The following is a 13,564-nucleotide window of genomic DNA, read 5'->3' as shown; positions in this document are numbered from 1 at the left end:
GCGTAACTATACACCCATAACTCAACAGGCATTTGAGTACCAGCTAATAAAATTTGATACTCAGCTTCACAAATTTGCTTCTTTGGTGAAGTCGCACCAGTTTTGATGCTCAGATATCAAATACGTAAGCTAAGACCGGTTAAAATCAAAAAAGCGGTATGACAAATTCATACCGCTCCCTTGCTTAACTTTTGAACTATTTCTAAAAGTTCTGAAAGTACATTCGAACTGAGTCCATTTGAATGTACTTTATACGACTCACTACCTGACTTGTGCTGGTTCGGCAACGATGACACTGCTCGCCATGTCATCTACTTCTGATTCAGAAATAGGGCCTGAAGGCCTGCTCGTTCTATTACTAGAAGGTACGTTGCTAGGAATATTACTTGGAACATTGGCAGGTACGTTGTTGGAATTATTATTGAATCCACCATTATTATTAGGTAGTGGCGCGGGTATCACGCGATCACCTGTCTCATCGTCAGCCGCTTGATATTCTCCAGTACCATTGCTCATACCGTCATTGCTATATTGGTTATTAGCGCCTGTTCCATCGCCGAGTTGATTGTTTACGCCATTAGTGCCTGCCATACCATATGTCGTATCACCATTACTGTTGTTAGGCAGTGGCAATGGCGCAGTACTATCGACTGCCATGGTTGGTGCTAAACTACGTACGTTTGTGACCAATTGTTGTAGTAGCATGTCATCCGGCGCCTCTACTGTCAGACGATCGTTTTGTAAGTGTAGACGGGCGAACGGTGTTGATCTGAGCATAGTCAGGACATTGGGCAATATCTCCGCAGGCATATTTGCGATAGTGGTTGCTACTCCATCCTGAACGGTTAATTCACATATACTCGCCTGCTCACCAAAGCTCGTATTAAGTGCCTGTTGTAACAAGCTTTGTAGCGCTGCATCACCGACCGTCGCGCTACAAGTATAGAGGTTGCCACTATCATCTACACCAACGATGAACTCGATGGGCGTCATCGTTGGTGCTGGTGGCGGAGCTGGAGTGACCACAGGCGCGACAGCAACAGGTTCTACTGGTAGGTCACTTTTGGGTTTTATTAATAATGCCCAAGCAGCCAGTGCCATCGCAGCAAGTGCTACTATTAATAAAAACACCCGTATCAGGAGGTCGTTTCGCTGATTGCGAGTGCGCACGTGCTCTCGCTTGATGTTGCTATTTTCTGCCAAGTGATGAGCTGCTGGACTGGCATGGATAGCGTCATTACTGTCACCAAAATGCTCATCGTCATTTAATCCGTCAGTAGCGCTTATATTAGCGTTTTCCACATAAGCGGCTGTCGTTGCAGCGATTGCGCTGGTGCTTAGATCAGGCTCATTAAGTTTATTTGGTACGGTATCACTCAATGGCACGATACCATTATCTGCGACAAATTTTGACGTTGATTCGTGTCCAACGCCTTGAGTAGCAGTGATAACGGACGCTGACCATGTAGGTAAATATGGGCGCAGCGTCGACTGCTCTCCTTGCAAGAATGCTGGCAAAAACTGTCCATTGGCCAAAACCTTGAGTTCTCGATAGGCTAAGGATGCTGCATTAATTAGCAATTGAGCAGTGATCGACTCATCAATATGATGCGCGGCTGACAGCTCATGGATAATCGTTTTTTGTAGTATTTGGTCTTGCCATAGCTGCTCAAATAAAGGCCGCTCGGCAATACTGTCATTAGCCATCACCTGATCGTTACGAAGTAGTTGCGAGTAGACCTGTGGCACCGCTAAGCGCGTGGCTAAAATGGCATAAAACTGCTCAAGCAAGCTGATATAAGCCACGCTATCACTACGATTATGCTCACCCAATATCGCGGGGGTGACGGTCTGTTCTAATTGATCGATAATACTCATGGATCACTGCCTCTCTCGACTTTTTAAATCCGCAAAAATTAAGCACTTACTGTTCGTTGTATATATGGCTATTTGTCCTGAAACTGTCTAGCGTTCTTTAGCAGCATCGACGTCTATATAGCGGTTTCACTTATCTCACATGATACACTGCTACACTACTCACTATAAAAGCATAAAAATGCATCGTTTTGTCACATAATAGATATTTGTATCAGCATAACTGCTGTTAGTATTAACTTATTACGTTACGAGCAACTTGAACTTAGTATCAATATATTAATTAATGGTCATATTTGTTTTTACTCAGCCCTAACGCTTAGGCTTTGAACATTGTCATTTATCGCATTGCCATTTATTGCATTGTCACCTATCAGGCGCGGCCTAAGGATTTTCCTTTGTTAAACCATACGACCCTTATTATCATCATTACTGTTATTGTCAGCTTATTAGCATGGCAAAACAAGAAATTGCTCAACCGTCTTATCTTTTATCCACCCGCCGTAAATAACGGACAATGGGATCGTTTTGTCACGCATGGCTTTATTCATGCTGACAGCATGCATCTGCTATTCAACATGTTTACGTTGTACTTCTTTGGCCGAGCTATTGAAGGGCTATATCGTTCATTTTTGTTCGGCTATGGTTTTGTGGTTTTTTATGTGTTGGCTATTGTTGTTGCGATGATTCCAAGCTATCTTAAAAATAAAGACAATGCCAGTTACTTAAGTCTTGGGGCATCGGGCGGTGTATCGGCGGTCTTATTTGCCTTTATTTTGTTAGCACCGTGGGAGCGAATTTACTTATTTGCCATTATTCCCATTCCTGCGATACTGTTTGCCGTCGCTTATGTATTTTATAGTATCTACGCGGACAAACGCGGTGGCTCAAATATCAATCATATGGCACATATGTGGGGCGGCGCATTTGGCGTCATTGCTACGATTATTTTAGAACCTAAAGTACTACCCCATTTTATAAATGCTTTATTGTCGCCTGGTTTTTAAACTGTTTTCTCAAATAGAAATTCTTTGAATCAGGGCAATTAAGCAAATTGCTTACTTTTACGTTTGAGATTTAATAATTCATTATGATTATAGATGTTATCGGTGATATTCATGGTTATGCAGACAAGCTCGTTGGTTTGTTAAACCAATTAGGCTACGAGCATAATGGTCAGCATTTTGTGCCGCCAGCTGGTCACAGGGCATTATTCATTGGCGATTTGATTGACCGTGGGTCACAGCAACTGGCCACATTAGAGATTGTCTTTGCGATGTTAGATGCGGGCGTGGCCGATGCGGTGATGGGCAATCATGAATATAATGCCTTGGCTTATGCTACGCTCGATCCTGAGGATTCTAGCCAGTATCTGCGCTCACATAATGCGGTACATAAACGCCAGCATCAAGCGTTCTTAGCGGAGATACCGTTCGGCTCAGAGCAGCACGAATACTGGTTGCAACGCTTATATGAGATACCTCTGTGGATTGAGACAGATTATGCCTGTTTCGTCCATGCTTGCTGGGATGTAGATAGCATGGCCGTACTAAAACCACTGCTGACGGATAATAACAGCCTGACTCCTGAAGGTCTAATCGCGACGGCTAAAGAAGATACCATCGCCTTTGATGCTTTGGAGCGAGTATTAAAAGGGGTTGAGACAGGGTTGCCTGATGGTATCATCATGGTGGATAAAGAAGGCACTGAACGCAGACGAGTGCGGGTGCGTTGGTGGCTTGATGAGTTGAATCAGCGCACGCTTCGTGAGGTCGCTCGTGCACCGTCCTCCGCATTGGCTCAAATACCGCCTGATGCATTAGCTGAAAATATCGACTTTGCGCTACAAACACATAAACCTGTATTTGTCGGTCACTATTGGCTCACCGGTACACCTGAGCCACTCAGTCCACAAGTCGCCTGTACTGATTATTCGGCAGCGGTAAATAGTGGCTACTTGACTTGCTATCAGCTTGATACCGAACAGCCATTACCACTGACAGCCAATCATTTTGTGCAGCATTATCACGACAAAAAAGCAAAGATAAACCAGTGATATAAATACCATTAACACCATATCATTATTAAAAGTCAAACTTGGCTTTACGACTATAGCAAAATTTTTGTATGATGGTCTTTTTGAGGATATCCAATCATGAGCACCACGAATACTGCGGCTAACCAGAACGGTCCAATCACCTCCCCTGCTGGTCAACCAAAAGTCGGCATTATCATGGGTTCGCAATCTGATTGGGCGACCATGAGTGCCGCGGCACAATTGCTAGCAGACTTTGATGTTGCATTTGAGTGTGAAGTGGTTTCTGCTCACCGTACGCCTGATAGATTATTTGATTATGCCAAAAGTGCAAAAGACAACGGTCTACAAGTGATTATCGCGGGTGCAGGCGGCGCTGCTCATCTACCTGGTATGTGTGCGAGCCAAACCCCACTACCTGTATTTGGCGTCCCTGTAAAATCCTCTATGCTAAGTGGTTGGGACAGTCTGTTGTCTATTGTACAAATGCCGAAAGGGGTTGCTGTTGGGACATTGGCAATTGGTACCGCTGGCGCTTATAACGCTGCCCTACTTGCAATTCAAGTCTTGGCCTTGCATGATGATACGATTGCTACTAAGCTGGATGAGATGCGTCAGACTCAAACTGAGACCATTCTTGCTAGCCCAACACCCGGTATTATCAATCCTTAAATAAATATAGAGTGACTAGTTTTTTTAGCATGGTCTTTCATATTGATCGCCTAAAAACAAAAGCTATCACTTTTTATTTTTATGTAAGTCATACTAGATATAAGGTGCCAATCGTGCACCTTTTCCTATTTTCGCCCATTGCGTTTTAAATTTTAATACAACACAGACCTCATTCACTTTTATTCAAAGAGCCTTTCATGACTATAGCAAACGCTTATCCTGTTACCCAAACCATTCGTACCATCGGTATTTTAGGCGGTGGTCAGCTTGGTATGATGCTTGCCGAAGCCGCGATGCCACTCGGTTACCAATGCGTGTTTTTAGAAGACAATTCAGAATGCCCTGCCAGCCTATATGGTCGCGTATTTCATAGCGATCAATTAGCAGACTTTATCGCGGCAGCTGATGTCTTTACCCTAGAGTTCGAGAACACGCCAACGTCTACGGTCGAGCAATTAACGAGCTTGTCAAAGTCTGGTAACAAGCAAGGCATGTTCCCACCACTGATTGCGCTTGATATAGCCCAAGACCGTCTAAAAGAAAAGCAGATGTTCAATGCGCTCGATATCGCCACCGTGCCATTTATGGAAGTTAATTCTGAAGCTGAGTTAAAACAAGCTTGTGAAGCGTTGGGCTTGCCTATCGTTTTGAAGACCAGTCGCGGTGGCTACGATGGTAAAGGTCAGTTCGTTATCAAACAAGACAATGACATTAAAACTGCTTGGCTTGAGCTAAAAGATGCCGTCAGTGGTAAAGGCTCACTCACGCCAACGCCTGCGCCACTGATTGCTGAAGGTTTCATTAATTTTAATCGTGAAGTCTCTATCATTGCAGCAAGAGCACAAAACGGTCAGGTACGCTGTTATGATTTGGTCGAAAACCATCATCATCACGGTATTTTGGCAAAAACTCAAGCTCCTGCGGTCGGTACAAGCCACCTGCTCCAGCAGGCAACAGACGCCATCACAAAAATCATGAACCATCTAGACTATGTGGGTGTAATGGCACTTGAGCTGTTTGTCACCAAAGATGCTCGCGGTCATACCACGATACTGGCTAATGAGATTGCCCCGCGTGTGCATAACTCTGGACACTGGAGTATCGAAGGCGCGGTTACTAGCCAGTTTGAAAATCATATCCGTGCTGTGGTCAACTTGCCATTAGGCGATACAGACAATGTCCATCCGGCGATTATGGTCAACGTACTTGGCCAATATCCTGATATCAGTGCCGTGCTAAATATCGATGGCGCTCACTATCATAGCTATTATAAAGCCGAGCGTGACGATCGCAAGATTGCTCATATCACCTTGATGCCTAATGATGTGACTGACTTAGAATCAGCCATGGCAAAGTTGGTTGCCGTATTGCCAAATAAAGTAGGTTTGGACAAAGAGTATGGAAATATCGATATTCAATCTAATACCGCAGATGTCGAAGCTAAAAACGACGACTTAGAAGATAACGGTATTGAAGCGAAATTGTCGCCAAAGACAGAGAAGGCCAAAAAATAATGCAAATTTGGGTGGATGCAGACTCAGTGCCATTGATTGCCAAAGATTTGATTATCAAAACAGCTGAACGTACCAAGACAATGGCGATATTCGTCGCCAACCAGCCAATCAAACTACGCAAATCTCCTCTGCTCGTCATGACGGTTGTACCATCAGGCTTCGACAAGGCTGATGATTATATCGTCGAGCAGATACAGGCAGGCGATTTGGCGATTACGAGCGATATACCTTTAGCCAATGATATTTTGGATAAAGGCGGCCTAGTACTGACAACCCGCGGCGTGGTCTATGACAAAAACAATATTAAGCAAAAGCTCAATATGCGCGATTTTATGGACACCATGCGCGGCACTGGTGTCCTAGAGCTGCAAGAGATGAGCGGGCAAAAACCCTACGGTGACCGCGATAAAAAAGCCTTTGCCGACGGTCTCAATCGCTTGGTTCGTTAGTAGGCTTTATCATTCCGTCTGACACTGACCTGCTTACCACCTATTAGATGATGTCTTCTAAGTGACGTATACCTCCTTGCAAACCGTATACACTCTATAACCAAAACCTATTCAATCAGCACGCTTTATAACGAAGCGTGTTGCCTATCTTTGTTAAGATACATTCAGTTTTTGAGATAAATATATTTATTAAATGCCTCAAATAATAGAATTTAAATAAAAATAGGAATGATTATGAAAATTTTAGTCGTTGGTGCAAGTGGTCGTGTCGGTAGTAACTTGGTTAAGCAACTATTAGCTGACGAACACCAAGTAATTGGTACGACTCGCCAAGAAGAAAAGCTGTTTGATAATGATAGCTATAGCCAGCTAGATTTGGATATTACTGCTAGCAAAGAGTCTATTGAAAAACAACTGGATCAAGATATTGATGCCGTCTACTTTGTCGCAGGATCTGGTGGTAAAGATGTACTAGAAGTCGATTTACATGGTGCAGTAAAGATTATGCAGGCAGCACAAGATAAAGGTATCAAACGCTATATTATGCTTAGTTCTGTCTTTTCTTTGGAGACTGAGAAATGGGAAAACAACCCTAATATTGCAGATCTAAAAGACTACTACATCTCTAAGCATTATGCCGATCAGTGGCTCGTGAGTAACAGCACACTTGATTACACCATTGTACAGCCGGGTGCACTAAAAGAACGTGCAGGTACAGGGAAAATCACGATTGATGACACCAGCTCTGGCGAAAATGCTATTGAAGATGTTGCGACGACATTAGCGGCTGTCCTAACCGCCGATAATACTATTGGAAAAGTATTCAACTTGCACAATGGTGATATCGACATCAATGAAGCCATTGCTACAGTATAAACCACCACTATTTAGATAGATTAGACTGCCGAGATGTAACTACGTCCGTCAAATCTCAGAATCAGATTATAAAAAAGGTCGTTATCGATTCGCCAATATTTAATTGGTAAATCGGGAACGACCTTTTTTTCTTGCTGCTCTGAATAAAAGCTATCTATCTCGTTATGCTTGACCACTGGGAAAAGCAATCACTTCCTCCAAACTCCTTGCACCCGTTATGACCATAAGCAATCTATCAACACCGACCGCGATACCACTACAAGGAATCAAGTCATCAGATGCAGCAATTAAATGCTCATCAATCGGCATTTGCGGCAGATGATGACGCTGACGTAATTGATTGTCTTGTTCAAAACGTGCTCGCAATGCTGGGCCATCTGCTAGCTCATCATAAGCGTTAGCAATCTCAATCCCATTGATGTACAGCTCAAAGCGTTTCGCTATTTTATTCCCTTCTTTATCCAGCGCTGTCTTTGCCAATGCCGCTGTCGCAGGTGGATATTCTATGATCAGTGTCGGCAAATCATGTCCCAAATTTGGCTCTACTGCATGACTAAATAGTAAGTCTAACCAGTTCTGACGACGATTTGCTTCGCTATCATCAGCATCATTAAAATCAAATCCTATCAACCCTCTATCTTCTGCTACAGCTTGGAGCGCGGATAGGCTCGCTGTCAGTGGATGTATACCGACAAAATCCATAAAAGCATCGACATAGCGATAATGGCTCATCACCATTGGATGACCATACAGCGCCGTAAGCAACTCATTAAGCTCACCTGCCATATCATCGAGACTGTAATTGGGCTGGTACCACTCTAACATCGTAAATTCGATATTATGACGCACGCCTATCTCATTATCCCGAAACACAGGACAAATTTGATAAATAGGTACTTGCCAGCTCGCCAATAAACGCTTCATCGCAAACTCAGGAGACGTATGCAAATAATAAGTACGAGGACGGTCTTGATAGGTCACGTGCGCTGCCACTGACTGCAAAAAAGTGTCGGTATTCCCCGCTTGCGATAAAAGCGGCGTCTGCACTTCAAGTACCTGACGACTGGTAAAAAACTGCCGAATATCACTGATAAAACTGGCGCGTTGCTGTGCCATTGCCAGTGTCATGGTTGGTGCGTAGTTAGGTTTATGATTAGATGTACTGCTTGATTGGCTCATGACTGTCTACCGTGATTCATAAATAATAATGCTTCAATGACGTAGATTATTTATGTTTTTAAGAATAGTATTTTTAAATTGTTAGATTAGGATTGCCACTCACGGCGCAAGTGGTAATCACGTCTTAAACCGTCAAAGTCAGCGCCATTCACTTGTTTGTCAGAACTTTCACCAGATATTTTGCTTCGCAACGAAGCATCATCTTGCATAATGTCATAAAATTTTGGCAATCTGTCTGGGTTTGCTTTTAGCTCAGACCACAAAAACAGGTTAAGTGGTAGCAGGTTGGACATAGACTGGGCAGGTATGATCCCTAGCTTCTCACACAAGGCATCATAGATGATTTGTGTACCACGTAGCTTGCCTTCTAATGTGTAGCCAGCGATATGCGGTGTGGCGATTGTGAGCTTAGATAGGAGGCTATCAGCAACCGTTGGCTCATGCTCAAACACATCCAAAACCACTTGTCGCCCAGTATGAGCAATATCGTTCTTGAGATCATTTTCATGAATCACAGGGCCGCGCGCGCTATTAATCAATATGGTATCAGCAGGCATCATGGCCAATGTATCTGCATTGATGAGATGACGCGTTGGATAGTCACTGCCTTTAGAATCAGTGGCAACTTTCTCGATTGTCAAAGGCACATGCAAACTCACCACGTTACTTTGAGAGAGCACTTGTTCAAGGCTGGCATTATTAATAGTAGAGCTTGGTAATAATGGATCGTATCCAAGCACCTGCCAGCCCAAGTCATTGGCATATTGAGCAAGCGTACTACCAATATTACCAAGGCCGATAATACCGAGTGTCACGGGCTGCTGCCAGTAGTTTGGACGTATGGTCAAGATAGCTGTCAATACATACTGAGCCACCGAGTGCTTGCTACAACCAGCAGCATTGGCAAAAGTAATGTTGCGCATCGCTAAATAGTCTCGGTCGACATGATCTGTACCGATAGTCGCTGAGCCAACAAATTGCACGCTATGATTATCAGCCAATAGCGCCTCATTGACTTGTGTGACCGAGCGTATTAACAAAATATCTGGCTGTACTTCAGACAGCAGCTTTGCATCAATATCACGACCAGCGACAGTAATGATATTGACTGTCTGCTCGGTCAATTCACCTAGCGTAGCAGCATTAAAAAAATCATTCAGGCTAGCGATATTGCTATCAGCAACGATCGTGATGTCTTTAGCCGTACTCATCGCATCTATTTTATTGTCCATAGCATCTGCGATATTATTGTTTGTCATTGGCAATTTTCTCTATCGATAAGGGTTTTCTATATAGACTCGTTTCCACCGACTGTGTCTTGTTCTGGGTTACGTATTGGCGCTATAGCGTTTGGGTCAGAGAGCGTGACTTCTTGCGGCGCAAATATCTCGTTCTTATGCTGCGATATCCACTCGCGCCATACAGCCAGACCGATAGCCAATACCACAGGGCCGATGAACAATCCAACAAAACCGAACGCGGTCAGACCACCCAATACACCGATAAAAATAATAATAAATGGGATTTTGGTCGCACCACTAATAACAATAGGACGAATGAGATTATCCACCCAGCTAATAACAAACACGCCCCATAGTGCCAAACCAATCCCTTCTGCAGTATGTCCCTGACTCAGTAGCCAAATAGACACACCGCCCCAAACGAATGGCGTACCAAAGGGAATCAACGCAATAATAAACGTGACAATGGTCAATAAGATAGGACTTGGCGCACCAGCGAAGTAATAGCCGATACCCGCCAATAATGCCTGAGCCAATGCCGTCAGCCCAATGCCATATACCACCGCACGCGTGGTTGTACCCACAGAGTCGATGTAGCCATCGATGCGATTGCCGATGATGTTACGCAGCGCTTGACGAATCTGGCGAACCAGACTGGTACCATCACGATAAAAAAAGAATAGTGTCATCAGTGCCATACCAAGCTTGGCCAGACCGCTGAACACCACGTCAAATGCTACCTTGCCATAATACAAGTGCGACTGAACCCAAAGACGAAAGGCTTCTAGCGTGCCTTCTGGGTTTTTATTGATTCGCCACAGTACGTCTTTGATTTGCTGACCGATAATCGGTAAGTCTTTGAATGAGTCAGGCACATCTAGATAGCCTACTTTAATACGATAGACCAAATTACTGATTAAGCTTAACGCTTCTTGCTGCAAAATAAATACACCAATAACCAATGGCACACCTATTATCAAGGAGATGCTCACGGTCATAATGGCAGCGCTAAAATCTGGACTCAGTTTAACTTTTTCGTGAAAAAACTCATAAATAGGGAATGTCACATACGCCAAAATCGCCGCCCACAATGCCGGTACAATAAAAAACTGCACCACTTGAAAGCATAATACGAACAGCGCAACCAGCAAAGTAATCGCAAGCAAGCGCTGGATAATAAATTCTTTTGTCCAATTTTCAATCATAGCGTATAAACCAAGAGCGGACAGCAAACGATAGTTTTGCTGGCAAGTTTATAAATGTGTGATGAACATCAGCTTATAGACGCTGTCCATAAACTGTATCCATTAGCGAGGATGGTAGATTATAAGTATATAAAGAAAAAATGGTGTCAAACCCATTAAATCACATGACAATACTGCGTATTTGCAAACTATCACTCTGATAAATAACATCGCGCAAAACGCAGCTATTACGCTCCATTATGCAATAGATTATGATAATTATATAACGCTATGTTGTAATCTTTACTTACAACTTTGTCTATGCAAGCTTACTAGATGATGACCAGAATGACTAGCGCATAATGCATGGATTTACTGTGAAAAACAGTGCCATCGCAGCTGCTTTTATGTTCAGCTATTAAACTGCGATCTTATCAGGGAATTCACTGGTGCGTTCTATTTGTCACGACAATTGATGTTATACTAAAGCAATTATTTTAAGCTTTTCAATATAGTTAAGTGCATTTGTACGCTTTTATTTTTGTCGTTGCATAAACATCGCATCTATCAAAGCAGATTCCAGACCCTCTTGTATCGTCTTCTTCTAGACTATCATAAGATCTCATTTTAGGATGGCACGAGCATTTGGGATAGGAGGCATAAGCAATCATGCTTTTAAGCATTGTCTAAGCGCTTATGTAGGATTTAGGCTTGTCATATCAACTCAACATTCGAGCTTGATAAGCAAGCGCGCAGTTTTGAATGAATTTCGGACTTACTTTGATTTTATTTTAAATCAATACAGACTCACCAAATTTTAATAATATATCGATAGGAACAATAACAATGTCAAAAGACACTGATAATCCCAATCTTAACCCCTCAAATGAAGCCAGCAAGACCAACAAACCACAAGATACGGTCACTTTTGCTTTAGCGCAGTCACATTTTTTGGTAGGCGATATCGCAACTAACGTTGAAAAAATGCGCACGCTTGCATTACAAGCACGCGAACAAGGTGCTGACGTTATCGTATTCCCAGAGCTGGCGCTACTAGGCTACCCTCCGCAAGATTTATTACTACGCCCAAGCCTATCAGGCCGTGTCAAAAGCGCCTTATCTACTTTGAGTGATATCGACGATATCGTCATGATTGTCGGCTATCCGCATGTCGATCATCACGGTACTTTTAACTCCGCTGCTATCTTACATAACGGTCATCAAAAGGGCTTCTATCACAAGCAGATGTTGCCAAACTATGGTGTATTTGATGAGCGCCGTTATTTTGATAAAGGTCGCAATCAAGTCTTATTTGACTATAAAGGCATTACGATTGGTCTGCTCATCTGTGAAGATTTATGGGACAAAAACCCGATTGCTGAACTCAAAAAACAAGGTGCTGACCTCATTGTTAGCTTAAACGCCTCGCCTTTTGAGATTGAAAAACAAGACAACCGTAAAGTCATGCTTGCCAAGCGCAGCCGTGAAAACAACTTGCCTATCGTCTATGTCAATGCAGTTGGCGGTCAGGATGATCTTGTGTTTGATGGCGGCTCTATGGCCGTGCAAGCCGATGGCAGCGTGGCCCATGAAGCACCGCGCTTTATGAATCAGTTATTATTGGCCACTTTAGATGTCAAAACGGCTAAGTTCAACAACCAAGCCAAAGCGCCGTTGACCCTAAGCCGTGAGTCAGAGATGTATCAAGCGTTAGTCGTCGGTCTACGTGACTATGTTAATCACTCAGGATTCTCTGGCATTATCGTCGGATTGTCAGGTGGTATTGATTCAGCACTGACACTCTGTATCGCGGTTGATGCGTTGGGCGCTGACAAGGTCTATGCCGTCATGATGCCGTACGAATACACCTCTCAGATCAGTCTAGAAGATGCACAGGCTCAGGCACGTCGCTTAAATGTCTCTTATACCGTGTGTCCTATTTTCGACGCCGTCGAAGGTATCCGTCATACGTTAGCGCCTCTATTTAATAAGTCACCAGCTGATACGACTGAAGAAAACATCCAAGCCCGTGCTCGCGGTGTTGTCTTGATGGCACTGTCCAACAAGTTTGGTCATTTGGTCATTACGACAGGTAACAAATCAGAATTAGCGGTTGGTTACTCGACCCTATATGGCGATATGGCTGGCGGTTTTGACGTACTAAAAGACGTGTATAAATCACAAGTGTATAAGTTAGCAAGCTACCGCAATCGCCTAGAAGACACGCCAGTCATCCCTGAGCGTGTTATTACTCGTCCACCATCAGCTGAGCTACGTCCAGATCAAAAAGATCAAGACAGCTTGCCTGATTATGATGTATTGGACGGTATCTTGATGTCTTATATCGATGAAGACATGGGCTATCAGGAAATTATCGATAAAGGCTTTGATGCTGAGATGGTCGCAAAAGTCATCAAGATGGTAGACAATAGTGAGTATAAACGCTTGCAATCGCCAATCGGTACAAAGATCAGCCACAAAGCTTTTGGACGTGAACGCCGCTATCCGTTGGTCAATAAGTGGTCAATTAAAGGCTAAA

The 13,564-nt window shown here is 43.5% G+C and carries 11 protein-coding genes; 7 read left to right on the top strand and 4 right to left on the bottom strand.

Going from position 1 to position 13,564, the window contains the following annotated elements; all coding sequences use genetic code 11:
• Nucleotides 1–261: 261 nt before the first annotated feature.
• Entirely contained in the window at nt 262–1,878 is a 1,617-nt protein-coding gene (locus ACHUET_RS01760; RefSeq protein ID WP_394210137.1) for a hypothetical protein, read from the bottom strand.
• A 395-nt stretch (nt 1,879–2,273) separates the two neighbouring features.
• On the opposite strand from ACHUET_RS01760, the gene ACHUET_RS01755 reads away from it, so the two are divergent.
• From ACHUET_RS01755 to ACHUET_RS01730, 6 genes are all read left to right on the top strand, one after another.
• Nucleotides 2,274–2,882 carry a rhomboid family intramembrane serine protease gene (locus tag ACHUET_RS01755; RefSeq protein WP_394210135.1) on the top strand — a complete coding sequence of 203 codons (609 nt, stop codon included), beginning with the start codon at nt 2,274–2,276 and terminating at the stop codon, nt 2,880–2,882.
• 83 nt (nt 2,883–2,965) lie between these two features.
• Complete coding sequence (locus tag ACHUET_RS01750) at nt 2,966–3,931, top strand: metallophosphoesterase (RefSeq protein ID WP_394210134.1); 966 nt, start codon at nt 2,966–2,968, stop codon at nt 3,929–3,931.
• Nucleotides 3,932–4,030: 99 nt separating this feature from the next.
• Nucleotides 4,031–4,582 carry a 5-(carboxyamino)imidazole ribonucleotide mutase gene (purE, locus tag ACHUET_RS01745; RefSeq protein WP_394210132.1) on the top strand — a complete coding sequence of 184 codons (552 nt, stop codon included), beginning with the start codon at nt 4,031–4,033 and terminating at the stop codon, nt 4,580–4,582.
• Nucleotides 4,583–4,779: 197 nt separating this feature from the next.
• Nucleotides 4,780–6,096 carry a 5-(carboxyamino)imidazole ribonucleotide synthase gene (locus ACHUET_RS01740; protein ID WP_394210130.1) on the top strand — a complete coding sequence of 439 codons (1,317 nt, stop codon included), beginning with the start codon at nt 4,780–4,782 and terminating at the stop codon, nt 6,094–6,096.
• Nucleotides 6,096–6,545 (top strand): YaiI/YqxD family protein, encoded by a 450-nt coding sequence (locus tag ACHUET_RS01735; protein ID WP_093067583.1) that lies wholly within the window; start codon nt 6,096–6,098, stop codon nt 6,543–6,545. The genes ACHUET_RS01740 and ACHUET_RS01735 overlap by 1 nt, the downstream gene beginning before the upstream one ends.
• A gap of 234 nt (nt 6,546–6,779) precedes the next feature.
• Nucleotides 6,780–7,421: an SDR family oxidoreductase gene (locus ACHUET_RS01730; protein ID WP_394210128.1), complete on the top strand. Its 642-nt coding sequence runs from the start codon at nt 6,780–6,782 to the stop codon at nt 7,419–7,421.
• A gap of 162 nt (nt 7,422–7,583) precedes the next feature.
• On the opposite strand, the gene epmA is transcribed toward ACHUET_RS01730, so the two are convergent.
• The 3 genes from epmA to ACHUET_RS01715 form a co-directional block, all read right to left on the bottom strand.
• The gene (gene epmA, locus ACHUET_RS01725) at nt 7,584–8,600 is read right to left on the bottom strand and encodes an EF-P lysine aminoacylase EpmA (RefSeq protein ID WP_394210126.1); all 1,017 of its coding nucleotides are present in this window, start codon (nt 8,598–8,600) and stop codon (nt 7,584–7,586) included.
• A gap of 86 nt (nt 8,601–8,686) precedes the next feature.
• Nucleotides 8,687–9,811 (bottom strand): 4-phosphoerythronate dehydrogenase, encoded by a 1,125-nt coding sequence (locus tag ACHUET_RS01720; RefSeq protein WP_394210337.1) that lies wholly within the window; start codon nt 9,809–9,811, stop codon nt 8,687–8,689.
• A gap of 77 nt (nt 9,812–9,888) precedes the next feature.
• Complete coding sequence (locus ACHUET_RS01715; RefSeq protein WP_394210124.1) at nt 9,889–11,046, bottom strand: AI-2E family transporter; 1,158 nt, start codon at nt 11,044–11,046, stop codon at nt 9,889–9,891.
• Between the two features lie 825 nt (nt 11,047–11,871).
• Between ACHUET_RS01715 and ACHUET_RS01710 the strand changes: the two genes are divergently transcribed.
• Nucleotides 11,872–13,563, top strand: coding sequence for an NAD+ synthase (locus ACHUET_RS01710; protein ID WP_394210122.1), 1,692 nt, complete (start codon nt 11,872–11,874; stop codon nt 13,561–13,563).
• The last annotated feature ends 1 nt before the right edge of the window (nt 13,564 follow it).

It is taken from the genome of Psychrobacter piscatorii (assembly GCF_043641605.1).
GTDB lineage: Bacteria > Pseudomonadota > Gammaproteobacteria > Pseudomonadales > Moraxellaceae > Psychrobacter > Psychrobacter piscatorii_C.
This window is presented reverse-complemented; position numbering and strand designations above follow the sequence as displayed.